Consider the following 26,544-nt stretch of genomic DNA (forward strand, 5'->3'; position numbering starts at 1 on the left):
AAAAAAACGAACTTATGTTTGTCGAACGCAAGATCCCATGGTATAATATTGAAAACATGATCGAGAAAACAGAGGTGTTTTCATGTCTAAATTATCCAATCGGCAGCAAGCCATTATCGACTTCATTCGCAAGGAAGTTCGGGACAAGGGGTATCCTCCCTCCGTCCGCGAGATCGGCGAAGCCGTCGGACTCGCTTCAAGCTCCACTGTTCACGGTCATCTGGCACGCCTGGAAAAGAAGGGCCTGATTCGCCGCGACCCTACCAAACCTCGGGCCATCGAATTATTGTCCGAAGAGGATCGCTTTCAGGACAATTTCGAAGACTATGTGGTTCGCGTGCCTGTCGTCGGGAAGGTAACAGCCGGCCAACCGATCACCGCAGTCGAAGACGTCGAAGAGTACTTCCCGCTGCCGGAGAACATCGTTACTTCGGACAAGGTGTACATGCTTCGCGTATCCGGCAATAGTATGATCGAAGCCGGGATTCTCGATGGCGACTATGTGATCGTTCGCCAACAGAATGTAGCGAACAACGGCGATATTGTCGTCGCCATGACCGAAGAAGACGAAGCTACAGTCAAGCGTTTCTTCAAAGAAAAGAACCACTTCCGACTCCAACCGGAAAATGCTACGATGGAACCGATCATTTTGGACAACGTGACCATTTTGGGAAAAGTGATTGGCGTTTACCGTCTGATTCACTAAAGGATCATGCCAATCACAAAAAAGACAGCCGCGGCTGTCTTTTTTGTACTGCTACACATTCCCCTTTATGCTAGATCGCCAGGAAAAACCAAATGATCATGGCAATCTGGATCACGACCTTGACAACTGCGCTGCTTAGAAAGCCGATCAACGAGCCCAGCCCCGCCTTTAAAGCACGCTCAAACGGTTGATTTTGCAACAGCTCGACGACCACAACCAAGATGAACGGCATGATCAAAATGCCAAACGGCGGAAAGACGAACAGCCCCACGATAATGCCCACAACCGCCGCAAACGAGGACCACTTCGACCCGCCATACCTTTTGACAAAGTACATATTCGTCAGTAAATCTGCGCCGTACATCAAGATGCTTAATGCCACCATCCCCCACCAGAACGAAGCGGGAAGCCCTTCCCCTGGACTGGCGAGAACAAAATGGTAGAGCAAAAAGCCTCCCCATAACAACAGGGTATCAGGCAGCACAGGCATAAAGATGCCGACAATACTCAGGATAAATAGCGCTACGATGACAATCCACAGCAGTATCTCCATGTTTTGCACTCCTTTCTACAATGGGTATACGAAACAAGCCGTTCTTTTGTTGCATGCAAATCTCATCGATGAGATTTCAACTCATCGCCAATGCCGCGTAAATGGTCTTCGATAATTAGCTCAAGTGGATCTTAATTCAAGATGCCATTCATGATAGAATAGCGAAGATACACGACCAAAGAACAGATGTGGAGGGAAACAAATGTTTGATCTCGCTACCTTGGGGACGTTTATCGCATTTGTGATCGGGCTCTTCCTGATCCCCGGCCCCGCCGTCCTCCTGACCATCACCCGCACCATTCAGGCGGGACGAAAAGGCGGAATTCTCGCAGGGCTTGGAATTGCCACCGGAGACTTCATTCATACTTTATTTGCCGCTTTGGGCCTTTCCGCCATTTTGATGCATTCTTCACTCGCTTTCAACATCGTCAAGTACGCGGGGGTTGTCTATCTCCTCTACCTCGGTGTTCGCGCTTTACTGGAAAAGCCGCAGGAATCGGAAGAAAAACAAGTACAGGAGGCACCGAAGGAATCCGCGTGGCGTTCCTACTGGCAGGCAATCATGGCGGAAGTGCTCAATCCCAAGACTGCGCTCTTTTTTCTCGCCTTTCTCCCGCAGTTTGTCCATCCTGAGAACGGAGCTTCGTTTACCCAATTCATGGTCCTTGGTCTGATCTTTGTCGTACTCGGGGCTCTTTATACTACCGCTATCGTACTGAGCATACGTCCACTCAGCATTCTGGTCAAAAAGATCGCGTGGATCGATCCTTGGAAAAACAAAATCGTGGGTCTGATTTATTTCAGTTTAGGATTGAAGGTTGCCTTGGATTCGAAGTGAATATGCAGCAAAAATAGGAAAAACCAGCTAACCCATAAGGGCTTAGCTGGTTTTTTCCTGTTCTCGAAGGGTCAACGTACGAATAAGACCTTCCCCAGTTGGCAGTAATCGCTCCCCCTGAATGGAAAGGAACCTTCAAGGGCATCCACTACGCATTCAAATCATACAAGCCCGGGCTGTGCTCATTTGGCAACTCGGGCAACATAGGAAGAGGGAATCCTTCAGGCGGTGGAACGACCTCCAAGGCGCCTCCATTTCGGCTTGGTGATTGCCCGTTAAAGATTTCACCAATTCTCGTTTGATCCAATCGGAAATTGAACTGGGCATTGTGAAAACCCATATCTACATATTTGCGGCACTCTGGATACTTATTGATATCGTAATTGGGAACAGGGAACAGTTTGCCCCAATCTACCCCTAACGTCTCCAGTGCTTTCGCGAAAGCATTCTGATGAGCGTTGTCGCGAACGATTAAAAATGCCAATGTTTCTCTAAACGTTTTATTATTGCTCATTTCATAGATGCGGGACTTTTGAAGAACTCCGGTTGATTCAAGCACCAGATTGTCTAAGAGGTCGCTAATCAGGTTCCCATGACTGTAAACGTAATTCCCCATCCACGGATTACCTGCTGCATCAACCGGTAATGAGGCCTGAGCACCCATTATAAAATGATGAGGATTTGCATGCTTCACAGCCTCATCCAATGGCGCATGATCAATCCCTGCGTTACCTGGCATCTCCTCTCCGCTCCCGGTAAGCAATTGATTGATTGTGTGTTGAACTAATTCGACATGACTGATTTCTTCCAAAAATATTCCACGGATCAAGTCTCGATATTGCGTTGCTTTTCCTCTAAAGTTGTTACTTTGAAAAAAAACTGCATCATTGTTCGCATTTCACCAAAGCGTCCACCAAGCGTTTCTTGAATAACCTTAGCAGCTGCCGGATCAGGTTTATCTGGGACTATGATGTTGATTAAGTCTTCTTTATAGAAATACATATCGTTACCTCCTTATTTTTGATTTTTGGGTTACGCCTTAGTGTGGAACAGATTATTGTTCTTAATCCTTACGAAGATAAAAAGGCACTCAGATCATCACGAGTGCCGTGGCAATACACGCAAGGAAAGCAACAATGAAAAGCTTCAATCAAGCTTGGACCCATTTTGTGTTAAAATTATCCTTATTTTTTGGTTGACCAATCGTTTGTAAGAACTGCTTCTGTTTCAACGCGAAATGTCATCGGAATGCGTAACGCCTATGTTGCCAAAAAGTCGATATGATAGCACCAATATAAACGACCCCTCGCACCTGGCGGCACGAGGGGGTTAGCTATACGATGCGAATCATTCCGTGGAAGTCCTTTCCTTTTGAGTCATACTTGCAAGATGCTCCTCAAGACGATCCATGGTCTGTTCAGCACCTGGCACGGCATATGTTTTTACCTTATCGAATACGGCGTCAGTTTCTTCAAAAACGGTTCTATAAGTAAGTTTGGTCATGCCATTCAGATCTTCAAACACTGTTGTTGCCAGAAAGTGGGGAAACACATCATGTTTGATGACGATTCGCTCAGGTTTAACGACCTCGACAAAGATATTGGTGTTCGGAAAATCAACGCCATCCGGACTGTGCATGATAAACTGCCATGTACCGCCCGGTTTCATTTCAAACTTCTGAATCGTCGTCGTAAAGCCTTGAGGTCCCCACCACTTCGACAGGTGCTCCTCCTTTGTCCAAGCATCAAATACAAGATCGCGTGGAGCCTCAAATACGCGGGTGATCACAATCTCCCGTTCCCCTACTTGTGCTGCGTTATTGTTTGTTGCGTTGTTTTGGTTCATATTCTTCCCTCCAAAATGGCTTTGACTTGTTGGAATCTATACCTCTATGCAGCTATCAACTCCTTACCAATCATAGCAAATGAATCATGCATCGAGTTCTTTCCGATTGCGCTCTTGAATTACCCAATTCTTTCATAATCGATACAAAATAATGCAAGCCCGCCTGACTATTCCGACGGGCCTGTTTATACAGATCTCTACCTATCGAGTTCGCCTGCAGACGGGCCGTAATAGCCCGAGACCTCATCGATGCGTATAGTTCCCAACCGGGACGCTCGTCCGGCAAACTTGCCAACAGCAGGCGCATCCCTTTATGAATGATGAGAGAGGAGTAAGTAATTTGAATGATATGTTATCAATAATTATCGGAATCGCTTTTTTTATGGTTTTTAAATATAGTTTCACTAAGCAAAATAAACCACTTAAAATAACACATTTAGCAATTGAATATGTTATTACCGTTGGGTTTGTACTAGTAATAAAGGTAATTATTTATGGTTTCTCTTCTCTATTTTAATGATTGTTTACCTGTTTCCGGACCCATTACAATCTTATATTTACTGTCTACTCTCCGAAATGGCTCATTTCTATGGTATAACACTTGATAACCAAAGAGGTGTTTTGTAGGTGGACAACCAGAGGTTAGAAAACACCTCCTTCACCCACCAACAAAAAATAACCCTCACACCTACTGGCGCGAGGGTTATCTCCCATTAATACAGAGTCATGTACTGCGTGCGCTCCCACTCATGGACGCGCGTGCGGAACATATCCCATTCGATTTCTTTCGCTTCCACGAAGTGAATCAGCGCATGTTCGCCAAGAGCATCGCAGATGACCGGGTCAGCCTTGAGGCATTCGATCGCCTCTTTCAGGGTTGCCGGCAGGTTGGAAATGCCGTTTTCTTCGCGCTCTTCTTCGTTCATCACGTAGATGTTGCGGTCAACAGCAGGAGGCGCCGCCAATTTGTTCTTGATGCCGTCCAACCCTGCTTTGAGCATCACGGCCAGAGCCAGATAAGGGTTCGTAGCTGGGTCTGGACTGCGCACCTCGATACGTGTGCTGACTCCGCGAGAGGACGGAATGCGAATCAGCGGAGAACGGTTTTTAGCAGACCAGGCAACATAGCAAGGTGCTTCGTAACCTGGAACAAGACGCTTGTAAGAGTTCACCAGCGGGTTTGTGATCGCGGTAAAACCGCGTGCGTGCTTAAGGATACCCGCCAGATAGTGCTTGGCCGTGTCGCTCAAGCCCAGCTCGTCCTTCTCATCGTAGAATACATTTTCCTTGCCGCGGAAGAGAGACTGGTTGGCGTGCATACCGGAACCTGCTACACCGTAGAGCGGTTTTGGCATGAATGTCGCGTGCAGACCGTGTTTTTGAGCGATGGTTTTGACAACCAGCTTGAAGGTCAGGATCTGGTCTGCAGCCTTCAGGGCATTCGCGTATTTGAAATCGATCTCGTGTTGACCTGGAGCTACTTCGTGATGGGACGCTTCTACTTCAAATCCCATTTTCTCCAGAGTCAACACGATATCGCGACGGCAGTTTTCACCGGTGTCGAGTGGTGCAAAGTCGAAGTATCCTCCCTGGTCATTCAGATCCAGCGTCGGTTCGCCTTTTTCATCCAGTTTGAACAAGAAGAATTCAGGTTCTGGACCGACATTGAACGCGGTGAAGCCCATTTCTTCCGCTTCTTTCAAGGCGCGCTTCAGAATGTAGCGCGGGTCTCCTGCAAAAGGAGTGCCATCTGGGTTGTAGACGTCACAGATGAGACGAGCTACCTTGCCATGCTCATTCCCCCAAGGGAACACCACCCAAGTGTCCAGATCCGGTACCAGGTACATGTCGGATTCTTCGATGCGGACGAAGCCTTCGATGGAAGAACCGTCGAACATCATTTTGTTGTCGAGAGCTTTCGGCAGTTGAGACAGAGGGATTTCTACGTTCTTGATCATCCCCATCAGGTCAGTAAATTGAAGACGGATGTATCGGACATCCTCTTCTTTGGCAAAACGCATGATGTCTTCTTTTGAATACTTGCTCACATTTCTCTCCTCCTGTCTCTAGTACAACTTATATCAGTGGAAAAAGCGTGAAAGCTCTCCACGTATCAATGCGTCCTCGCCGGGGCGGGCAGCATTGCGATACATGATTTGTTGTTTGAGCAACTGACGCAGCTCCTTGTCGGTCATCTCTTTGCGCTTGGACTCGGACTCTGCCGTGACCTTCGTCTGTTCCTGTACGGGTTCATGCATCTGCAGAACTTGTTTGATCCCTGCAATGTTGAGTCCCTTTTCAATCAGTGCCTTGATTTCCAACAGCCGATCCACATCGTTGAAAGAAAAGAGGCGCTGTTTCCCTTCGGTGCGGGCAGGTTTGATGAGGTCGTTTTGCTCGTAGTAGCGGATTTGCCTCGCTGTCAGATCCGTCAGCTTCATGACGATCCCAATGGGAAAGAGGGCCATATTCCGGCGAATGTCATCACTCATGACTTGTCCCTCCTCTATGGTATTTCTTCTCCCCTATTCTATGCAATCAGATAAATCCTGTCAACGTATGTCAGAAAAGATTACACAAAAAATTTCACAGGACACACAAAAAGCAGCGGCAGCCCCTCGATGAGGCTATCGCTGCCTGTGTGTATCCTGATTAGGCCCCCGGCAGTTCAAGCAGCCCTTTCTCCAGCATTCCATCGATCGCGGTGAGTATTCCCACTTTTACATGGGAATAGGTCAAGCCGCCCTGTACGAATCCCAGGTAAGGGGGACGGATGGGTCCATCTGCGGAGAACTCGATGCTTGCACCTTGGATAAAGGTACCCGCTGCCATGATGACCGGATCTGCATAACCCGGCATTTCGCTGGGGTAAGGCGTCACATGCGCATCCACTGGAGCTGCTTTTTGTATGCCCTGGCAAAACGTAATCAGCCTTTCTGCAGTGCCAAAAGCAACCGATTGGATCAAGTCCGTACGCGGTTCATGCCATAGAGGATTGGTCTGAAAACCCAAACGTTCCAGCAGTGCCGAAGAGAAGACTGCCCCTTTCAACGCTTCCCCGACGACATGGGGAGCAAGGAAAAAGCCCTGGTACATCTCCAGTAGCGAATAGAGGGAAGCCCCTCCTTCCGCGCCGATTCCCGGAGCCGCCATGCGGAAAGACGCCAGCCGGACCAAGTCCTCTCTCCCGACGATGTAACCCCCAGTTTTTACCAGTCCACCGCCCGGGTTTTTGATCAGCGAACCCGCCATGATGTCCGCACCTACCTGGAGGGGTTCTTGCAGCTCTGTAAACTCGCCGTAGCAGTTGTCCACGAACACGATCAATGCAGGATTGATCTCCTTTACGTAGCGGATCATTTCCTCAATCTTGGCGATGGTAAAGGATGGGCGATCCGCGTATCCCCGAGATCGCTGAATTCCGATTACCTTGGTTTTCGGGGTAATCGCGCGACTGACAGCATCGAAATCAATCCCGCCATCCGCTTGAAGAGGCACGTAGCTGTACCCAATTCCGTAATCCTTGAGGGAGCCTTGTCCCTCGCCGCGCACCCCGACGACCTCTTCTAATGTGTCATAGGGCTTTCCGGTGATGTACAAAAGGTCGTCACCAGGACGCAGCACGCCAAAAAGCGAGATCGCGATCGCATGGGTCCCGGAAATAATATGCGGACGGACGAGGGCCGATTCGCCTCCGAATACGTCCGCATAGATGGACTCCAGAGTCGAACGGCCCGAATCATCGTATCCGTAGCCTGTAGACGGGGCGAAGTGAAATTCGTTCACCCCGTGTTTTTGAAAAGAACGCAGGACTTTCAATTGATTGGCGTCGACCACATCGGCAATCTCCTGATGACGGCCTGCAATCATTGCTTCTACTTCTGTTACGAGGGGGCGAAGCTGCTCCCCATGAGAAAAATATTGAAACATACCTTTCTTACCAACTCTCTTCTACAGTCTCTGGAGGGTCCAGGAGAAACGGCGCGATTCGTCCGTAGATCGGGTGATCCCGGTTGACACGCACCTTTACCCGGTAGGACTCCTCCTCTTCCTCGAACTGCTGCTCCATCTCCACACCTTCACGATGAAGCAGGGATAAGATATCGCCGCGTTCTACCGGTATTTTTAAGGTGAATTGATCAAAGGAAGCCATGACGAAGGACTCAATTCGTTCCAACAACCTCCGCTGATCTTCCTTGCGCAATGCGGATACCAGAATGGACTCTTCAGCAGGCGGCAAATAAGTGCCTTCCCGCACGAGATCCGCTTTATTGAATACGACCAATTCCGGAATCTGCTCTGCCTTCAGCTCTTTCAAGATCCGATTCACAACCTCCATGTGAATCTCCAGATCCGGATGGCTGCTGTCCACTACGTGCAGGATGAGGTCCGCTTCCTTAACCCCTTCCAATGTGGAACGGAAAGCCGCTACCAGCGTAGTCGGCAAATCCTGAATAAATCCTACCGTATCCGTGAGCAGCACCTCCATCCCATTTGGCAGCTGCAACTGGCGCGTCGTAGGATCAAGCGTCGCAAACAGCTTGTCTTCTTGCAGCGTTTCAGCTGTGGTCAATTGGTTGAGCAGGGTAGACTTCCCGGCATTGGTATACCCGACCAGGGCGATTTGAAAAACGCTGTTTTTCTTGCGCCGCTCGCGATGCAGCTGACGCGTCCTGACCGTATCCGCCAACTGCTGCTTCAGCTCGCTGATCCGCTTGCGAATATGCCTTCTGTCGCTCTCCAGCTTGGTCTCCCCCGGACCGCGCGTCCCAATCCCGCCTCCGAGCCGGGACAGCTGCTTTCCTTGCCCGGCGAGTCGGGGCAGCAGGTAATTGTACTGGGCCAGCTCGACCTGGATCTTCCCTTCCCGGGATTGTGCCCGGCCTGCGAAGATGTCCAGTATCAGCTGTGTGCGGTCGATCACTTTACAGTCAAATACCCGATCAAGATTGCGGGTCTGACTTGGAGACAACTCATCGTTGAAGATGATCACGTCGACATCCAGCTCCTGTGCGCGATGAGCGATCTCCTCGATTTTCCCGGAACCCAGATACCAAGCGGAGTCCACGCGGTCGCGATTTTGCGTGATGACATCCAGCACCTCTACTCCTGCTGTATCTGCCAATTCATGAAGCTCTTCCATGGATAGACGCATCCGCTCTACATCGCGGTTATCCAGGAGACAGCCAACCAGGATGGCTGTCTCTTGCGTTTTAATCATTTCGCTCACGAAACCCCGTCCTTTCTACACCCCTTATCATACCACATCCTGGGTGTACGCTACGATGTCGTCCAGACAAAATCCTCCGGCACCAAGGTCATAATGTCTTCCCGCGTCAAATCCTGAACAGCCAAAAGGCGAATTGCCTGTTTGCGGATCGCCTGCTCCAGCGCATTGCGCACATAGCGGGCGTTGCTGAAATTGGTCTCGAATATGTCATTTTGCTTGGCCTTGACATGCTGCTTCAGCTTTTCCTTCGCCCCGGGAGACAGCTTATACTCCTTTGACTCCAACATGGAGTCTGCGATTTTCATCAGTTCGTCTACCGTATAATCTGCGAATTTCAAATGGATCGGAAAACGGGAGGGCATGCCCGGATTCAATTCCAGAAAAGAATCCATCTCATCTGTATATCCAGCTAATATGCAGACGAAGTCATTTCCGTGATCCTCCAGGGCCTTCGTCAAACAATCGATGGCCTCTTTGCCAAAATCTTTTTCTCCGCCACGCGCCAATGAATATGCCTCATCTATAAAAAGGATGCCTCCCAATGCCTTTTTGACCAAATCTCGCGTCTTTTGAGCCGTATGTCCGATAAATTCCCCCACGAGATCAGCCCGCTCGACCTCTATGAGATGTCCTTTGCTCAAAATCCCCATCTCGCGGAAAATCCGTCCGAAAATGCGGGCGACGGTCGTTTTTCCCGTTCCCGGATTTCCCTTGAACACCATGTGAAATACTTGCTTTTCCAGCTTCAATTGATGTTTTTCGCGTTCCTTGTTCATCCGCAGAAGCGCATGGATTTCATACATCAGCTTTTTGGCTTCCGTAAGTCCAATCAGACGTTCCAAATCATCAAAGGCGGCCGCCACATTGCCGGGAGCCGTCGTCCGAACCCGATCCACCAACGTTTCTGGTTGTTTGACCCGCTCTGGTCGGTGAAATACCACCTGGATGCGATGCGGAACTTTCTCATCGTAGGTTTCGGTTGAAGGTTGATAGCCGGTCGGTTTCACCTGGGATCACCTGCCTCTTGGTCATACCATAGTATACTCATCAAAGAGGCAAACCTGCCCTATTTTTTGACACCCACCTGTCCCACAGCCATGAAACAACGAGCAAGCCAAGCAAGCATCCAGACAATAATGGAACAATGCTCGACAGAAGATCAGAAAACTGCAGCACTCCCTTTTTGACCAGGGAATGAATGCATGCCGAGGCCATGCCGAAGAAGCCAACACTTATCCAGTAAAGCCATTTTTGCAAGGATGTGCAGACCCGCTGGAAGGACAGCCTCCTGTTCACGAAGCACAGGCGAATGAGAAGGAGCGCAATGGCCCCCAGACCCAGCAAAGTACTCCCATGCTGAAAGAGCTTGAACATCGGAACCTCTCTGCCCATTACGTGTAGGGTTTCCTGGAGGAAGGGAAGCCTGTCTACGAAATAGGCCCCCTGATGGGTAAAGGAGTCCCAGACCATATGGCTCAGGCTTCCCAAAAGAGCAGAATAAACAAAAATCACGATCGATCTCCATGATGTGGGGCGCCACGCTGTCATCGCCAGCGGCAACAAGCCTTTTCGGCACCATTCCGGCATACTAGCGAGCATAGGCCCTTTCACCACCTCATGGAATAAAAAGGAAATGACAATGACAAGAGGCAGATTGAAGAAAAACAAGCCTGCAATCGTATGGCTGTAAACACTGTATGGCTGCATGCGCAGAAAGTACTCAAAATCGGGGGACATGCTCCCGAATACCAAGGCAGAAAAGGAAAACCAGCGATTCTTGTAAAATGGCAATACAATGGCGGGATGAGCGAACGTAAACGGCATAATCCAGCCTCAATCCAAAGGCTTCATGACGGCCATCACCTGTTTGCCGCTCACCTGAATTCCCTTTTCCTGTCTTCCTAAGTGAGCCAGATCCCGGACCAACTGCTCGATGATCTGCTTGGCCTCCTGGCTTTCTTTTTTCTCCAGTCGTACCAACAATTGCACGATGTCACCGGAGGTCAAAATTCGCTCCGCTTGCCGCTTCTTGGTATCGTAATCATGATCTTCGATGAAAGCGCTCAAGCGAATTTCTTTCACCTTGGCACCCTTTTCCTGCTTTCGGTTCTTTGCTTTTTCCTTGTCGGCTTTCGCTTTGAAATCAGCATGGCGTACAAGCTGGCAAGGCGGAGGACTGCTCGCAAATGACAGGCAGACCAAATCCACTCCCAACTCACGGGCAATGCGCAACGCTTCTTTGGTCTCCACGATCCCCCGTTCTTCCCCGTCTATCCCAATCAATTGCACTTCACTTGCTTTGATCTGTTCATTCTTCATCATGGCAAATGCTCCTTGCGATTATCATAACTTGCTATTCTGAAGTATGAATCAGAAGCGCCAACCTTGCAACCTGCGTATTGACACTTTCCCGTTCATCCGCTATAGTTGCGATTAATTAGCATGCTAACTAATTGGAGGGAACATCGTGGAGGATTATGATCACTCGGAGTCGCTTACGGTTTTGATGAAACGAGTGCTGAAGCAACATCGGCAAAATGTCGATTTGCTCATACAAAAATACGAGGTTTTTCCTGGGCAACCACCGATTTTGCTGCGATTGGCCAAGACCGACGGACTGATTCAGAAGGATTTGGCTGCGCATATTCACAGCAAACCGGCTACCGTCACCAGCATGCTGACCCGGATGGAAAAAAACGGTCTCGTCAAGCGACAGACGGATCCGAACGACCATCGGATCTCGCGGGTTTACTTGACGGAAAAAGGGCGCCATGCTGCCAGCTGCGTCAAGGAAGTAATGCGCGAGTTGGAGTCCCGGTGTTTTCAAACATTCAGCAAGGAGGAAAAGGAGCAGTTCGGACGCATGCTGTTGCAAGTCCAATCAGAGATGAATGATTTCTATGAGGAACACCGCTCCTTGCATCTGCTCTTGGATTCGGAGGAGGAATAAAGCTCCTTGCCCCCATGCACACTTTAAAGAGAAAGGTTTGACATTCAAAATGACGGAAACTGCCAAAAAATTGGAAGCTCCCGAGCTTTCGGCTAATCGGTCACGCCGATTATGGATGGCAATTGTTTTAGGATCATTGGTAGCATTCGGTCCACTCTCCCTGGATATGTACCTGCCTGCGCTGCCCATCATCGCGGAGAACATGCAGAGCAGTACCTCCATGGTTCAGCTCAGTCTGACGGCATGCCTGATCGGACTCTCCGTAGGCCAGCTTTTCGCCGGACCCATCAGTGACGTACGTGGCCGTAGAGGCCCTCTGTTGGTCGGACTCATTATTTATGCCATCTCTTCGATTCTCTGTGCAGTAGCGCCATCCATCTGGACCTTCGTCTTGCTCCGTTTCATTCAAGGCTTGGCCGGAGCAGCAGGTATTGTAATCGCCCGTGCAATGGTCCGAGACATGTATGAGGGAAGTGAGTTGACCAAGTTTTTTGCCCTCCTGATGCTCGTCAATGGGGTAGCGCCCATCGCCGCTCCGATTTTTGGCGGACAACTGCTTCACTTTACCTCCTGGGAAGGGGTTTTCATCGTCCTCAGTCTAATCGGCGTGCTCATGTTTGTGGTAGTCATGTTTGGACTTCCAGAAACGCTGCCCACCGAGAGGCGCTCAAAAGCTGGATTATCCAACACGCTATCCACCTTTGCTCGTCTCGTCAAAGATCGCAACTTTATGGGCTATGCCCTTGCCCAAGGACTCGTGACTGCCGCGATGTTCGCCTATATATCGGGTTCTCCCTTCGTGTTTCAAGAGATTTATGGCGTATCACCCGCGATGTTCAGCGTCATTTTTGCTGTCAATGGCTTGGGCATCATTCTCGCCAGCCAGATTACAGGCCGTCTGGCCGGGAAGGTGACAGAACTGAAGCTGTTCATTTTCGGCATTTCACTAGCTACCGTCAGCGGTCTGGTTCTGCTCGCAATGATCTTGTTGCAAGGCAATCTGTTCGCACTTCTCGTTCCATTGTTTTTCGTGGTTTCCAGTGTCGGGATTGTGGGAGCTACGGGATTTTCCCTCGCCATGCAAAACCAGAGCCAAGCGGCGGGAAGCGCATCAGCCTTGCAAGGCTTGATCTCCTTCATCAGCGGCGGACTGGTGGCTCCTCTTGTCGGTATCGGGGGAAGCTCGACGGCTGTACCGATGGGGATCGTCATTGCGGCTACGACTATTTGCGCGGTGCTCGTGAATACCTTTTTGATTCGTTCTCGAAAAAACGCTTGAAAAAAAGACAAGGATGCTCGTTGCAGCTTCCTTGTCTTTTTTCTGGGCTCTTTTTTCCGGGGCAATCCTGGTTACTGCTGGTTGTTTTCCTGTGACATCAGCGATACTGGCCGTTGCGGGGTGAACGTGGAGATCGCATGCTTGTATACGAGTTGCTGCTTGCCTTCGCTATCAATCACAATCGTGAAATTATCGAATGCTTTAATGTAGCCACGCAATTGAAATCCGTTCACCAAATAGATGGTGACCGCGATGTTTTCTTTCCGCAAATGATTCAAAAACGTATCTTGAATATTGATCGTCTGTTTCATGGACACTACCCCCTAAAAGGACTTGTATGTTATATATTCGGCAATTGTTGAAACTTTCCTGCCAATATATGCTTGATAGTTTGTTCGACTTGCGGCTTATCGGCTGGATCCGTCATGTCAAACCACTCGATTTCACTCATTCGCCTGAACCAGGATAATTGGCGTTTGGCAAAGTGACGCGTTCGCTGTTTAATGTCATTCACGGCTTTCTCCAGTGTAATTTCTCCATACAGATAGGGGATCACTTCTTTATACCCCAATCCCTGCATGGACACGAGAGAGGCATCCAACCCCTGATCCAGCAATCGGCGCACTTCCTCCACGAGACCCGCCTCTATCATCAGATCGACCCGATGATTAATCCGCTCATACAATTTTTCGCGTTCCATCGTCAGACCGATCATCACGAGATCATAAGGAGATTGCTTGGCTCGAAGCTGAAAATCGGACATCTTATACCCGCTGCTCTCAAAGACCTCCAGAGCCCGGATGACACGCTTGACATCATTGGGATGCAGGCGCTCCGCCGTAATGGGATCGATATTCGCCAGACGCGCATGCAGGGCTTCTACCCCTTCCGTGTCCGCCAGGCGCTGCAGACGATCACGCAATTCCGGGTCTTGGGGTGATTGCGAGAATTGAAAACGATGTGTAACGGATTCTATGTAGAGGCCCGTACCGCCGACGATAAAAGGAAGGTGTCCTCGCTGGTTGATCTGTGTGATGAGTCTTGTGGCGCTCTCTTGAAACTGCGCTACAGAGTACTCCTCTGACGGTTCGATAATATCGATCAGATGATGGGGAACGCGGGCCAAATCCTGCGGCGACGCTTTCGCCGTGCCAATATCCATGCCGCGGTATACCTGCATGGAATCTCCCGAAATGACTTCTCCATCGAACTGTTCAGCCAACTCCAGACTGAGGTCTGTCTTCCCTACTGCTGTCGGGCCTACGATCACGACAAGCTTTTCTTTTCGTTGCAAAGTCACTCCCCTCCATCTATCTCTTTGTAACTGTACACGACATGCTGACCACGAACGCGAACAGGCGTAAATCCGAACTTTTCGTGCAGGCGGCTCGTTTTGCCTTCCTTGATTACGACCCGTTTTCTTGCGACCCGCAAAGCTTCATGAATCGCATTCTCGTGTAACGAGTCCGTATTGGCGTGCTCGCGAATTCCTGCGATCCCCGTCGAGCTTTCCACGGTCGTTTCAAACATCGGATCGAAGTACACGACATCAAAGGAATCATCCGGCATGTCTTGCAACAGCTCCAGATGATTGCCGCAGCGAACCTCCACCCGCCGCATGGCTTCACACAACTCGACTGCTTCAGAGGTCCACCTCTTCAACCCGTCTTCGACCAGGATCGCGATCAACGGCTGCGATTCAATACCGACGACTCGTCCCGCTGCTCCTGCAGCATGGGCAAATACAATAGCGTCCGCGCCCAAACCCATCGTAGTATCCAAAATGTGATCGCCTGGATGAATTTGGCAAGCAGCAAGCATAGTATCAGTATCACCGCGCACAAGGCGCTTTATACGAAAAGCAGCCGTATTAGGATGAAAAAAGAATGGCTTTTTGCCCGGTACCTCCAACCTCGCTCCCCGTGCAGAGACAACGAGAAGTTCATCCTCACCATGACGTCTTCGCAGTTCCTGCAAGGACAGATCTCCCCGCTTCTGCACACGCAATCCGAAGCGCTCCGCCAACTGGTCTGCGTGATTCAGGGTGTTTTGGTCAGGTTCAAGTCCGGTGGTTATAATCATTGCTGTGTTCCACTCCTGCCTGTTGCGTCTGTTACCCGTACTGCCTGATTTACATGACTCGCTTGAACATCTTTTCCAGATCATAACCGGAAAAATGAATGATGATCGGTCTGCCATGGGGGCAAGTAAAGGGACTGGTAGTCGTCCGCAATTGTTGGAGCAGGCTTTCCATCTCGGCATGCGTCAAAAAGCGGTTTGCCTTGATTGAAGCCTTGCACGACATCATAATGGCTGCCTTCTCCCGCATCAAAGCTACGTCAGCCTGGACATGCTCTCCAGCCTCCAAAACAAACTGGATCAATTCCTCGATGACCTCAAGCTCCGCGCCTTCCGGAAACCAGTGGGGATGGGCACGTACGAGAAAAGTTCTGCTGCCAAAGGTCTCGATCTCGAGTCCAAAAGATTGCAGCAGCGGCAACCGTTTTTCCAGCCGCACCGCTTCCGCAGCCGTACACTCCACTGTGTGGGGAAAGAGCATGAGCTGGCTGGCCACGCTTTCCTGCCGCAGCTTTTCCATGAAGTACTCATAAAAAATCCGTTCCTGCGCAGCGTGCTGGTCGATCAGGTACATTCCGGTGTCGTTCTGTGCAACGATATACGTGCCGTGAACCTGCCCGACGGGATAAAGAACGGGGACTGCCGATTCATCCGGTTCCCCCTCCGCCTCTTCGGCGGAGGCCATCGACACTTGCAGCGCAACTGGCTCCGGCATAGGCGGTTCCTGCTCCTTGACGTTTGCTACACTAGCTGCTTTTGGCGATTCATTGTACCCTGAACCCGATTCTTTGATCGCGGGTGCAGACGGCTCTTCTGCCATGGTTGTTGTGGTCATTGCTGCAGGGGCTTGCACTGCGCTCGTCGTCAGCTCTTCGAAGAATTCTCGACTCACATACGGCTGCCTTTTTGACATGTCAGAATTGCTTGGCGTGACGACATCCCGTTCTTTTGCCAGTGTGACAGCTTGAGGGGCAAACTGCAACTCAAACTGCGGCTGCTCGACTTGAGTCACGACTTTCGCCTTAGGTTGGGTCCCCATGGGACGGACAATCCCCAAACCTTGGCGCAAGGTTTCCTTCACCGATTGTTCAATCGCGTTGCACAGTTCCTCTTCCTTGCTGAAGCGAGCCTCCAGCTTTGCCGGATGGACGTTTACATCGACCAATGTCGGGTCCATCTCAATTTGCATGGCGACGATTGGATAGCGTCCGATCGGCAATAAGGTGTGATAACCGCGCAAAATCGCATGGTTCAATGACAGACTGCGCACATAGCGCCCATTGACGAGGGTCGACAGATACGAACGATTCGCTCGCGTCACCTCGGTTTTGGAGATGAAGCCGCTCCAACGAAAATCCAGCGTCTCCCCCGAGATGGGGAGCAGCAGCTTGGCGATTTGCACTCCGTAGATCGCTGCCATCACATGCAGCAGCTTTCCATCGCCCGAGGTTTGCAGCAGAGTCTTTTGATTATGCGTAAAGGTAAACGCGATAGAGGGATGCGTCAAGGCAAGCCTGTTGACAAAATCCGAGATGTGACTAACCTCTGTCGCGATTGATTTCATGTATTTCAGGCGGGCTGGCGTATTGTAAAACAGGCTGCGTACACATACTTCTGTCCCTTTGACCGTGGCGACATCCTTCTCCTCCACAATCTGTCCGCCTTCGATCCGAAGCAAGGTTCCCACCTGACTGCTGGAAGGGCTGCTGGTCAGTTCGACGCGCGAGACAGCGGCGATACTGGGCATCGCCTCACCGCGAAAGCCAAGCGTACGAATCCGGAACAAATCCCGCGTAGAGCCAATTTTGCTGGTCGCATGTCTCTCAAATGCGAGTCGGCAGTCCTCTCTGTCCATCCCTTGCCCGTCGTCCACAATGCGGATCAGCTCCAGACCGCCTTCCTCCACATGGACTTCGATATGGCGCGCCCCCGCATCGATCGCATTTTCCACCAGCTCTTTTACGACTGAAGCCGGCCGTTCTACGACTTCACCCGCTGCGATCATATTAGCCAAATGCTCATCCAATAGCTTGATTACACCCATGCCGCTCCTCCTTTCTCGCTCCGGCCTGACTTATTTCAGACGTTTTTTCCACTCAAACAGCTTTAGCATTGCATCCATCGGAGTCGTTTGGTTCAAGTCCAATTCACGCAGCTCTGCCATGATTTCCTGTTCTTCCGGCGGCAGTGCTGGTGCTGGAGGAGCTTCTTCGCGCACTGCTGCGACAGGTGCGCTCCACATGGACTCAAACGACATTTGCACGTCGGACGCAGATGTTGCAGCACCTGCCTCCAGTCCTTCCAGAATCTTGCGGGCGCGATCAATCACCCATTCCGGCATCTTGGCTAGTTCGGCTACGTGAATTCCGTAGCTTTTATCGGCCCTTCCCTCTTCGATCCGGTGCAAAAACAACAGCTTTCCTTCCCGCTCTTCACATCGAGCGTTTACATTGACAACACCTTTCAGGATGTCAGCCAATCCGGTCAGCTCATGATAATGCGTAGAAAAAAGCGTCTTGGCACCAATTTTTTCACAAATGTACTCGATTACTGCCTGGGCCAGAGCCATCCCGTCATAGGTCGAGGTTCCCCGTCCGATCTCATCGAGCAGGATCAAGCTTTGTGCAGTTGCTTTTTGCAGCGCGTGCTTTGTCTCCAGCATCTCCACCATAAAGGTGCTATGTCCCCCTGCGAGATCATCTGCCGCACCAATCCGGGTAAAAATCTGATCGACCAGTGTCAAGGTTGCCGACTTGGCAGGAACGAAGCAGCCAATTTGCGCCATCACGGTAATCAACGCGATCTGGCGCATATACGTGCTCTTCCCTGCCATATTCGGACCTGTGATCAAAAGGACTTGGCGTTTGTGCGGATCCATCTGCACGTCATTGGCAACGTATTTCTCCTGATCCAAGACGGCTTCCACCACCGGATGACGGCCATCTTCAATGGCGTACTCCCCATTTTCGGAAAACTGCGGGCGCACATACCCGCGCTCATCGCTGACGGTCGCGAAGGCCTGCAGAACATCCACTGCTGCGATTCGCTCTGCCAATTCCTGTATCCGGGGGATCTGTTTGGCCATCTCATTGCGAACAGCCGAGAAAAGCTGGTACTCCAGCTCGATCATTTTGTCTTCTGCTTCGAGAATCAGGGCTTCCTGCTCTTTTAGTTCAGGCGTGATATACCGCTCTGCATTGGTCAGGGTCTGCTTTCGCTCATAGCGTCCCGGCGGCACATGGGGGATGTTGGCTTTTGACACCTCGATATAATAGCCAAACACTTTGTTATAACCGACTTTCAAGGAACGAATCCCAGTTGCTTCGCGTTCGCGCTGCTCCAGCTGGGCGATCCAGGTTTTCCCTTCCCTGCTTGCGGTGTGCAGCTTGTCCAGATAAGCATCATACCCCGTGCGGATGATGCCCCCTTCCCGCACGGATAGCGGCGGATCATCCACCAAAGCCTTGCGCAAAACGGCGACGAGATCCTCGCACTCATCCATCTCGGCAGCCATTTGGCGCAACACAGCCGCATCTGTTTGCAGCAACAGCTGCTTAAGCTGAGGGACTGCTTCCAGGGAGAGGCGCAGCTGCACCAGATCGCGCGCATTGGCGTTCCCGTACGAGATCCTGCCTGCCAAACGCTCCAGGTCGTAGACGCGATCCAGGCACGTACGCAAATCCGAACGCAGAAGCAGATCGCCTTTTAGAGCTTCGACGGCCTCCAGACGGGCCGTCAGCTCTTGGATATTGCGCAGGGGGCGCTCGATCCAGCGGCGCAGCAGACGTCCGCCCATCGCTGTCTCTGTTCGATCCAACAGCCATAGCAGGGAGCCTTTTTTCGTCTTGTCGCGAATGGTTTCGGTCAGCTCCAGGTTGCGCCGCGAAAAGCCGTCCATCTGCAGGTACTGTCTCGCATCGTAACGCTTGATAAGACGCATATGAGCGAGGCTTCGTTTCTGTGTGGTTCCTATGTAGTACAAAAGGGCATTGACAGCGGTACGCATCGCCAGGTCGAGTTCCTTCGCCTGTTCCTGATACTGCGTATCGACAGCAAAAGGATCAAGCTGGCTGTTCTCGATCATCGCAGTGGGAATCGTCGTTTTCGGGTATTCCGCAAGCCCGTAGAAAACAAGCTCTTTGGGGCGGAACTGCAATGCTTCATCCAGCACCAACTGTCCGGTGCCCGACAAGGAAGTGACGTACATCTCCCCTGTACTCATGTCGCAGGTGGCTACACCGCTTCTCCCTTCGACCTCCGCGATGGCGGCCATATAGTTATTCTCTTTGTCTGTCAGCCATTTGCCTTCCATCATCGTCCCCGGTGTGATGACCCGGGTCACCTCGCGACGGACGACACCCTTCGCTTCTTTCGGGTCCTCGACCTGCTCACAGACAGCCACCTTGTACCCCTTTTTCAGCAGCTCGGCGATATAGCCGTCTGCTGCATGATGGGGAACACCGCACATAGGGATTCGTTCCGCCCCGCCTCCCTCCCGTCCGGTCAGAGTAATCTCCAGTTCACGAGAAGCCAGCAAAGCATCCTCAAAAAAGAGTTCGTAAAAATCTCCCAATCGGAAAAATAAGAAAGTATCCGGATAATCTTTCTTGATCGCCAGATACTGTTGAATCATGGGGGTATATTCAGCCATTGGTTTCTTCTCCTACATGAAAATCTCGTTTGTTATTATACCATGATTCAGAGGGAAAGTTGAAAGATTCCCGCACACCCTAGACCAGTTTCCACGCGATGCGCAAATCTTGATCAGCAGCCCAGGTCTCCCCTGAGAGCAGGTGCGTAAAGTACCGATCCAAATGAACCTGGGAGGGGCGATAACCGGGTAATGCGCGAAGCTCTCTCCATATCTGTCCGACATAGGAGGTTAGGGTTTCTTTTTCTCCGCGATAGTAGGCTCTGATGAGCTGAGGCTGTACGTGTGGGGCCGCACGCAACCGATCATGATGGGTCGCAATCAGACGCGACAGATGAAGAATTCCGCGTGTCAGGACGGGATGGACCAGCCAGCTTGGCAAAGTCCGGTATTCAAAACCGTACGCTTTCTCTCTCACATCTCCCAGAAATCCGTAGCGTTCTCTGCGCCGAAGACATCCGCCGTCTTCTATCAAAACAAGCGGCAGAGCCAGATAGGCATCCAATTTTCTGCGGAGTGCAAAGGTAGGAGTAAGTCCGCTAAAGTGGATATGTCCCCCTATCGGGTAGCCTTCAAATGGCATACCTCCCGCAAGCCATTGGATGCTGCGTTCTGTTATTTTTTGGTGAGCCAGTCTCAGCGCCTTCTCGATAGCCTCGAACAACAGGTCAGGATGAACTTGAGGCTCGGGACGAAGCTCCGCGACCGGATGCTGATGCATAGCCAGCTCTTCCCGGTAGCGAGTGGTATCACAGCCTACGATACCTGCTATCTTCAGATAATCAGATGCCAGGGCCATCCCCCCGTCTTCTCGTCTCAATGCAAATTCCGGGTCAGCTCCCAGCAACAGCAGCTCCTGGTTGTGCATGGCTTGCCTTTTTTGCCACGATTCTCGGGCGCGCCGCAAAAAAACATCCGCTGATTCCGCTGGCCAGTCAGGAGTAATGCTTGCCACCTTGGCACGATGAGCGGATGCAGCGTAAATGAGCACCTGTCCCGCATCGATCCCTGCGGCATACAAGCTGCGCGTTGCCAGGTTTTTGACCAGGTTCACTTCCGGGTCCTGAGTGGGCCAGGGAATCGGCTCAGAGTCAGTCTGTTCCCAAGTCTCTCGGAGCCATTGCGGCTGCTCGGCTCGGCGAGTCACTTCCAAAATGTGATCCTGATACAAGCTGACGAGGTAAGCACGCCACCCGGGAAGGGGTTTTTTCCTTGCCGTTATCGGAAGGCCGCTCAAGTGCAGAAGCCATCTGCCCGCTTGCGGACGCCGTAAGAAACTCACTGCTTCCTTGACATTAGCCGTCATGAGCTGAGCCCTGTTCACCACGGATAGCCGATTATCGCTGGCCGATACACGCATGGTCATTGCCCTCACGCTCCATTCGTTGATTCTATAGCCTATGTTGGCGCCCAGAAAAAGTGAGGCCGTCATGCGCCTCAGAATAGCGACCAGAGCAAGAATACGTGCATAAATGAAAAAAAAGAGGAGATATGCCTCTCCTCTTTAGTCCAGCTCGTCGAGCAGTGTTGACGAATCAAAGTCGTCGAATTCGTCGCTGTTCTCTTCAAAGTCGCCCAAGAGATGGAAGTCCTTGTCGTCGCAATTGTTGCAGACAACAACGCAGACTTTTGTTTCTCCAATTACTTCTACAGCAAATTCACTTTCTACTCGGACTGTGATCGTACCGCCGCCACTCAACTCAGCTTTGACGCACTTGGGCTGCTCAATTGCGCGAGCTACGATTTCCAGATCCCCTCTGCAGTTCTTGTCGAAGAACGTAAGCGGAACGAGTACGGAGAACTTGACAGTTTCCCGCTTGACTTCAGTCTGCGTGTTATTTGCAAACGAGAACCACAGGTTGACGTCATACGTTCCAGATACTTCAACCGCGTCTCCGACTTTCTCTGCCTGGAAATTGGTGTTGATAATCCAGCAACCCAGGATCGTCGAAGGAGTTTGCGACGGAATAATAGTGTGGGTAGTCGAAGAAAATTTATGGCCTTTGCCGCAAACAGCTTTCGCGATCAGTTCTCGGCACTGTAGATCTTTGTCTGAACCCGACATTTCGTTACCTCCTCCATACAACGTTTCTGTACATTTGTATGCAGGGCATTCGACTAGGGTGCAAACACCCAGCTTCATTTTGCGTAAGAAGTTGTTCGGGTACTGACGTGATTACAGCCGCCTATTCTTCTATTCTAGGAGCAGCAGTGGTCGCCATGCTTCTTTTCAGGACCGCCGCCTGTCTCGCCTGTCAATGGGTTGCCGCCTGTATCCAGGATAATGCGCTCGGATACAGTGTTCGTGATGACGTTGGTTACCATCTGCAGCAAGTCATTCACATCTACTTGAGATTGTTTAAATTCGTTTACAAGCGGAATCGAATCCAGTTCTTCCTGCAGCTCATTGAATTCCGCTTCCAGCTTTTTGACCAGATCTGGTTTGTTGATGGACTCAAACATGACCATTTGTTTTTGTTTTTGCTTCAACTGATCGATGAGCTCCTGAACACGGTCATGGTGCTTGATCTGCAGTTCTGCCCGCTTGAAGAAATCAACCTCATTGGTCCGAGAAATCATCGTAGCGAGTTCGCGTGCTTTATCCAGAATTTCTTTTTGTGTGTACATATTTGTCTGCTCCATTTGCTTACACCTCTATTTTTGTCGCGATTTCTCCGTGAAGTGTCCACGTTTTCGCATCTGTAATGTGTACATCGACATACTGCCCGATCAGGGAAGAATCTCCTTTAAAGTGAACCAGCTTGTTTGTCCGCGTACGTCCAGCCAGCACTTCTTCGTTGGTCCGAGACACGCCTTCGACGAGAACCTCGAGTTTCTTGCCTTCCAGCTTTTTGTTTTGCTCAAGTCCGATTCGTGCCAGCACTTCATTGAGACGGTGGAGGCGCGCTTTCTTGACTTCCATCGGGACATTGTCTTCCATGACCGCAGCTGGAGTTCCCTCGCGTGGAGAATAGATGAAGGTGTACGCGAAATCATACCGCACTTCTTCCACCAGCGAGATCGTTTCCTCGAATTGTTCATCCGTCTCTCCAGGGAAACCTACGATGATGTCAGAGGACAAGGAGACGTTCGGAATCGCCGCTTTAATTTTACGCACCAGCTCCAGATAGTGTTCACGGGTATATTTGCGCGCCATCCGCTTCAATACCTCGCTGGAACCGGACTGAACAGGCAAGTGGATCTGCTCCACCAGATTGCCTCCATGGCTCAGCACCTCGATCAAATGATCGTCAAAATCACGGGGATGGCTAGTCGTAAAACGCACACGCGGAATGTCGATTTTGCGAACCTCGTCCAACAAGTCGCCAAAACCGTACTTGATGTCCTCGAAGTCTTTGCCATACGCGTTGACATTTTGCCCCAGCAGCATGATTTCTTTGAAGCCTTGCCGCGCCAGATCGCGAACCTCCGCGATCACATCCTCAGGACGCCGACTGCGCTCCTTGCCGCGGGTATAAGGAACGATGCAATAGGTGCAGAATTTGTCACAGCCGTACATAATATTGACCCACGCCTTGGTGTTGCCTTCGCGCAGCTTCGGCATATTCTCGACGATATCGCCTTCCTTGGACCAAACCTCGATCACCATTTCCTTGCTGAACATGGCGTCGCGCAGCAGCTCGGGCAAACGGTGAATGTTGTGGGTACCAAAAATCAGATCGACTTGCTGGTAGCTTTTCAAGATCTTGTTGACGACTTTTTCTTCCTGTGACATGCAGCCGCAGACACCTAAAATCAGATTGGGGTTGTTGTGCTTCAGCCGCTTCATGTGCCCCAGCTCGCCAAACACCTTGTCCTCCGCATTTTCCCGGATCGCACAGGTATTGAACAGAATGACGTCAGCCTCTTCGATTTCTTCCGACGGTGTATAGCCCATCTGCTCCAAAATGCCGGAAATCGTCTCGGAGTCATGCTCGTTCATCTGACAGCCATAGGTGCGCACATGATAACGCTTCCCTTTTCCGATTTCCCGCATCTCATCAGAAATCGTGAAGTCGTAGTGAACCTTGATTTCTTCTTTCCCGCGCTGCTTGGCATCCTTCAGGGAAGGAGCTTGAAAATACTTGGCGAAATCAGCCGCCGTTTTAGGTGACTTGCCGGATTTTAAGTCCACAGTCGCCTCTTTCGTCTCTTTCATGATGTATCACCTCAACTGAAATTGTTATCAGACATGTGCCAATACAGAATTATATCACTTTAGACGATTCATCGCGAATCAGAATTAGGCAAAATATGTACAAATGCTCAGGAGGCCACTGAAGAAGCCGAGCTACCTCGGATCCGCAGAACTTGAAAGCCTCCGCCTTCTTTCTCTACTTCCATTCCCTCGTCCTCTGTGATATTTTTTAAATATTCCCACAAATGGAAATCTGTTGCAGAGTCTCACATTGCTTCTTGCATGGATGCCTGTGCCAACTTTTCTTTCGTAGGAGGGTATGTCCTTGAGCTTATTAAGTGACTTTCAGGAAATCACTCAACAGGTGGCAGTCGCCATTTCTGCGGCATTGCAAATTGAGACCGAGATCGTAGACGATCAGATGACGATCATCGCAGGCACAGGTTTTTACGAAAAACGGATCAACAGCAAAGAAGAAAACGGACAGATTGATGCCGGGTACTTGTACGGAAGAGTTATTACGACCAACCAGCCCTATTTTATCGAGGATGCGCGCAATGATCCACAGTACGATCCCTCGGTACTTCAGGGTGTTACCCAGGAACTGGCTGAGCTCTGCTCGCCGATCCAGTACAAAGGACAGGTAATTGGCGTCATCGGACTCATCGCGTTCAATGAATCACAGCGGCATAGACTCATCCACAACCGCCTAGCCTACCTCACCTTCCTCCAACGAATGACCGAGCTTCTGACAAGTAAAATTGCCGAGCAAGAGGCTTGGAATCAATGGAAAAAGACGTTTGTTCAGCTGGAAACGCTCATCGAATCCATCCCCGAAGGCATCCTGGCTATCGATGAACGCGGCATCATCACGACCTGCAACATGACAGCTGAGCAGCTCATAAAGAAACAAAAATCCGAATTGATCGGCACCCCCTTGCAAGCAATATGGCATCAATCCCCCATGCTGCACGTCCTGACAAATGGGATCGGCTACATCGAACAGGAAGAAATCTACTCCCTCGAAGATCACGACATGCATTTTATCGTCACCGCCCGACCCATTCGGGTCAATAACCACATCGCCGGAGTTGTCGCGTCTTTTCGCAGAATGGTAGACATGCGTCGTCTGGCGTATGTGCTGACCAATGAGCATAAGAACCTCTACTTCTCGGAATTGCAAGGCAAGAGCCGCGCCCTCGCACTCGTCATTAAGCAAGCTGAACAGGTCGCACGTGGCACATCCAATATTCTGATCACAGGAGAAAGCGGCACAGGCAAAGGAATGCTGGCTGCCGCCATTCACTCAGCCAGCTCACGCCGCTCTGGACCATTTATCATTGTCAACTGTGGTGCCATCCCGGAAGCCCTGCTCGAAAGCGAACTGTTTGGCTACGATGCAGGGGCTTTTACAGGAGCCAAACGCGAGGGCAAAGCAGGCAAATTCGAGTTGGCAGACGGGGGCACGATCTTCCTCGATGAGATTGGCGACCTGCCACTCCATCTTCAGGTGAAGCTGCTGCACGTTCTACAGTCCAAGCAGGTAGAGCGCGTCGGCTCCAATAACCTGCGCCCCGTCGATATACGAGTGATCTCTGCGACGAACAAAAACCTGGAGCAAATGGTCAGTGACAAGGAGTTTCGGGAAGATTTGTACTTCCGCCTCAATGTCATTCCCTTGCATATGCCCCCTCTGCGTGAACGTTCCGATGACATTCCGCTGTTACTCGATTACTTTTTAGCCAAGTACAGGCAACTCTTCAATCACCCGGTTCTTGACTTTACACCTCAGGTGAAAGCTGTGCTCCGCCATTACCACTGGCCCGGCAATGTTCGCGAGCTGGAAAACGCAGTCGAATACGCCGTCAATATGGAAACCTCTCCTTATATCGGTCTGGAGAGCATTCCAACTCGCATCAAACAGCATCACAGCATCAGCGCTATAGCCACTCCAGGCGAAAACGAGCTCCCGCTTAAAGAACGCATCCGTCGTCACGAGCGCCAAATTCTTTCCTCCCTGCTGCAGCAGCACGGCCAATCGCTGGAAGCGAAAAAGTACATCGCAGAGAAGCTGGAGATTGGTCTCGCAACTTTGTATCGAAAACTGGAAGGACATAAACTTCTCGATGATGAGAAAGTTTTCTAGTTTTCAGGAATCTACAATTTCCGTCTCGGCAGACCGGTTTCCTTTTCCCGCATGGTGAAAAGCACTGTATCTTGTCTTTCACCATTGGCACCATTCTTGCTAATCTAAATTTTCAGACATTTGTAAGGG

23 protein-coding genes and 1 pseudogene are annotated in these 26,544 nt (G+C 50.7%); 5 read left to right on the top strand and 19 right to left on the bottom strand.

All coding sequences use genetic code 11. The features are described from left to right. The first annotated feature begins 82 nt into the window (after nucleotides 1–82). The gene (gene lexA, locus EDM58_RS15150) at nucleotides 83–706 is read left to right on the top strand and encodes a transcriptional repressor LexA (RefSeq protein WP_023557036.1); all 624 of its coding nucleotides are present in this window, start codon (nucleotides 83–85) and stop codon (nucleotides 704–706) included. Nucleotides 707–776: 70 nt separating this feature from the next. On the opposite strand, the gene EDM58_RS15155 is transcribed toward lexA, so the two are convergent. Then, nucleotides 777–1,259, bottom strand: coding sequence for a DUF456 domain-containing protein (locus tag EDM58_RS15155; protein ID WP_122914090.1), 483 nt, complete (start codon nucleotides 1,257–1,259; stop codon nucleotides 777–779). Between the two features lie 202 nt (nucleotides 1,260–1,461). Between EDM58_RS15155 and EDM58_RS15160 the strand changes: the two genes are divergently transcribed. Then, a complete protein-coding gene (locus tag EDM58_RS15160; RefSeq protein WP_122914091.1) occupies nucleotides 1,462–2,097 on the top strand; it encodes a LysE family translocator in 636 nt (211 codons plus the stop codon). A 148-nt stretch (nucleotides 2,098–2,245) separates the two neighbouring features. On the opposite strand, the pseudogene EDM58_RS15165 reads toward EDM58_RS15160, so the two are convergent. From EDM58_RS15165 to infC, 9 genes and pseudogenes are all read right to left on the bottom strand, one after another. Next, nucleotides 2,246–3,099, bottom strand: a pseudogene (locus EDM58_RS15165) (manganese catalase family protein). A gap of 345 nt (nucleotides 3,100–3,444) precedes the next feature. Continuing rightward, nucleotides 3,445–3,942 (bottom strand): SRPBCC family protein, encoded by a 498-nt coding sequence (locus EDM58_RS15170; RefSeq protein WP_122914092.1) that lies wholly within the window; start codon nucleotides 3,940–3,942, stop codon nucleotides 3,445–3,447. Nucleotides 3,943–4,655: 713 nt separating this feature from the next. After that, the gene (gene glnA / locus EDM58_RS15175; protein WP_122914093.1) at nucleotides 4,656–5,990 is read right to left on the bottom strand and encodes a type I glutamate--ammonia ligase; all 1,335 of its coding nucleotides are present in this window, start codon (nucleotides 5,988–5,990) and stop codon (nucleotides 4,656–4,658) included. 33 nt (nucleotides 5,991–6,023) lie between these two features. After that, complete coding sequence (locus EDM58_RS15180) at nucleotides 6,024–6,434, bottom strand: MerR family transcriptional regulator (protein ID WP_023557042.1); 411 nt, start codon at nucleotides 6,432–6,434, stop codon at nucleotides 6,024–6,026. 160 nt (nucleotides 6,435–6,594) lie between these two features. Further along, nucleotides 6,595–7,872, bottom strand: coding sequence for a methionine gamma-lyase family protein (locus EDM58_RS15185; RefSeq protein WP_122914094.1), 1,278 nt, complete (start codon nucleotides 7,870–7,872; stop codon nucleotides 6,595–6,597). 7 nt (nucleotides 7,873–7,879) lie between these two features. Continuing rightward, nucleotides 7,880–9,172 (bottom strand): GTPase HflX, encoded by a 1,293-nt coding sequence (gene hflX, locus EDM58_RS15190; RefSeq protein ID WP_122914095.1) that lies wholly within the window; start codon nucleotides 9,170–9,172, stop codon nucleotides 7,880–7,882. Between the two features lie 50 nt (nucleotides 9,173–9,222). Further along, nucleotides 9,223–10,179 (bottom strand): AAA family ATPase, encoded by a 957-nt coding sequence (locus tag EDM58_RS15195; protein ID WP_122914096.1) that lies wholly within the window; start codon nucleotides 10,177–10,179, stop codon nucleotides 9,223–9,225. A gap of 40 nt (nucleotides 10,180–10,219) precedes the next feature. Continuing rightward, on the bottom strand, nucleotides 10,220–10,996 hold the full coding sequence (locus EDM58_RS15200; RefSeq protein WP_122914097.1) for a DUF4184 family protein: 777 nt from the start codon (nucleotides 10,994–10,996) through the stop codon (nucleotides 10,220–10,222). Nucleotides 10,997–11,005: 9 nt separating this feature from the next. Further along, on the bottom strand, nucleotides 11,006–11,494 hold the full coding sequence (gene infC, locus EDM58_RS15205; protein WP_122914098.1) for a translation initiation factor IF-3: 489 nt from the start codon (nucleotides 11,492–11,494) through the stop codon (nucleotides 11,006–11,008). Nucleotides 11,495–11,639: 145 nt separating this feature from the next. On the opposite strand from infC, the gene EDM58_RS15210 reads away from it, so the two are divergent. Both EDM58_RS15210 and EDM58_RS15215 read left to right on the top strand, forming a co-directional pair. Further along, a complete protein-coding gene (locus EDM58_RS15210) occupies nucleotides 11,640–12,122 on the top strand; it encodes a MarR family winged helix-turn-helix transcriptional regulator (RefSeq protein WP_246000761.1) in 483 nt (160 codons plus the stop codon). Between the two features lie 49 nt (nucleotides 12,123–12,171). After that, on the top strand, nucleotides 12,172–13,401 hold the full coding sequence (locus EDM58_RS15215) for a multidrug effflux MFS transporter (protein WP_031305815.1): 1,230 nt from the start codon (nucleotides 12,172–12,174) through the stop codon (nucleotides 13,399–13,401). A gap of 71 nt (nucleotides 13,402–13,472) precedes the next feature. On the opposite strand, the gene hfq is transcribed toward EDM58_RS15215, so the two are convergent. The 9 genes from hfq to miaB all read right to left on the bottom strand — a co-directional run bounded on the left by hfq (nucleotide 13,473) and on the right by miaB (nucleotide 24,290). After that, a complete protein-coding gene (hfq, locus tag EDM58_RS15220; protein ID WP_007719110.1) occupies nucleotides 13,473–13,712 on the bottom strand; it encodes an RNA chaperone Hfq in 240 nt (79 codons plus the stop codon). A gap of 29 nt (nucleotides 13,713–13,741) precedes the next feature. Next, nucleotides 13,742–14,701, bottom strand: a complete 960-nt coding sequence (gene miaA, locus EDM58_RS15225; RefSeq protein ID WP_031305817.1) for a tRNA (adenosine(37)-N6)-dimethylallyltransferase MiaA — start codon at nucleotides 14,699–14,701, stop codon at nucleotides 13,742–13,744. Beyond that, complete coding sequence (locus EDM58_RS15230; RefSeq protein ID WP_122914099.1) at nucleotides 14,698–15,483, bottom strand: class I SAM-dependent methyltransferase; 786 nt, start codon at nucleotides 15,481–15,483, stop codon at nucleotides 14,698–14,700. The genes miaA and EDM58_RS15230 overlap by 4 nt, the downstream gene beginning before the upstream one ends. A 49-nt stretch (nucleotides 15,484–15,532) precedes the next feature. Then, the gene (gene mutL, locus EDM58_RS15235; RefSeq protein ID WP_122914100.1) at nucleotides 15,533–17,524 is read right to left on the bottom strand and encodes a DNA mismatch repair endonuclease MutL; all 1,992 of its coding nucleotides are present in this window, start codon (nucleotides 17,522–17,524) and stop codon (nucleotides 15,533–15,535) included. Nucleotides 17,525–17,554: 30 nt separating this feature from the next. Then, the gene (mutS, locus tag EDM58_RS15240) at nucleotides 17,555–20,131 is read right to left on the bottom strand and encodes a DNA mismatch repair protein MutS (RefSeq protein ID WP_122914101.1); all 2,577 of its coding nucleotides are present in this window, start codon (nucleotides 20,129–20,131) and stop codon (nucleotides 17,555–17,557) included. Between the two features lie 79 nt (nucleotides 20,132–20,210). Further along, nucleotides 20,211–21,497 carry a putative amidoligase domain-containing protein gene (locus tag EDM58_RS15245; RefSeq protein WP_246000763.1) on the bottom strand — a complete coding sequence of 429 codons (1,287 nt, stop codon included), beginning with the start codon at nucleotides 21,495–21,497 and terminating at the stop codon, nucleotides 20,211–20,213. Nucleotides 21,498–21,635: 138 nt separating this feature from the next. After that, on the bottom strand, nucleotides 21,636–22,196 hold the full coding sequence (cotE, locus tag EDM58_RS15250) for an outer spore coat protein CotE (RefSeq protein WP_023557055.1): 561 nt from the start codon (nucleotides 22,194–22,196) through the stop codon (nucleotides 21,636–21,638). A 134-nt stretch (nucleotides 22,197–22,330) separates the two neighbouring features. Then, complete coding sequence (locus tag EDM58_RS15255) at nucleotides 22,331–22,774, bottom strand: YlbF/YmcA family competence regulator (protein ID WP_023557056.1); 444 nt, start codon at nucleotides 22,772–22,774, stop codon at nucleotides 22,331–22,333. A 4-nt stretch (nucleotides 22,775–22,778) separates the two neighbouring features. Continuing rightward, nucleotides 22,779–24,290 (bottom strand): tRNA (N6-isopentenyl adenosine(37)-C2)-methylthiotransferase MiaB, encoded by a 1,512-nt coding sequence (miaB, locus tag EDM58_RS15260; protein WP_122914102.1) that lies wholly within the window; start codon nucleotides 24,288–24,290, stop codon nucleotides 22,779–22,781. 298 nt (nucleotides 24,291–24,588) lie between these two features. On the opposite strand from miaB, the gene EDM58_RS15265 reads away from it, so the two are divergent. After that, on the top strand, nucleotides 24,589–26,415 hold the full coding sequence (locus EDM58_RS15265) for a sigma-54-dependent Fis family transcriptional regulator (RefSeq protein WP_246000769.1): 1,827 nt from the start codon (nucleotides 24,589–24,591) through the stop codon (nucleotides 26,413–26,415). The last annotated feature ends 129 nt before the right edge of the window (nucleotides 26,416–26,544 follow it).

It is taken from the genome of Brevibacillus panacihumi (assembly GCF_003710985.1).
GTDB classification, from domain to species: Bacteria; Bacillota; Bacilli; order Brevibacillales; family Brevibacillaceae; genus Brevibacillus; species Brevibacillus panacihumi.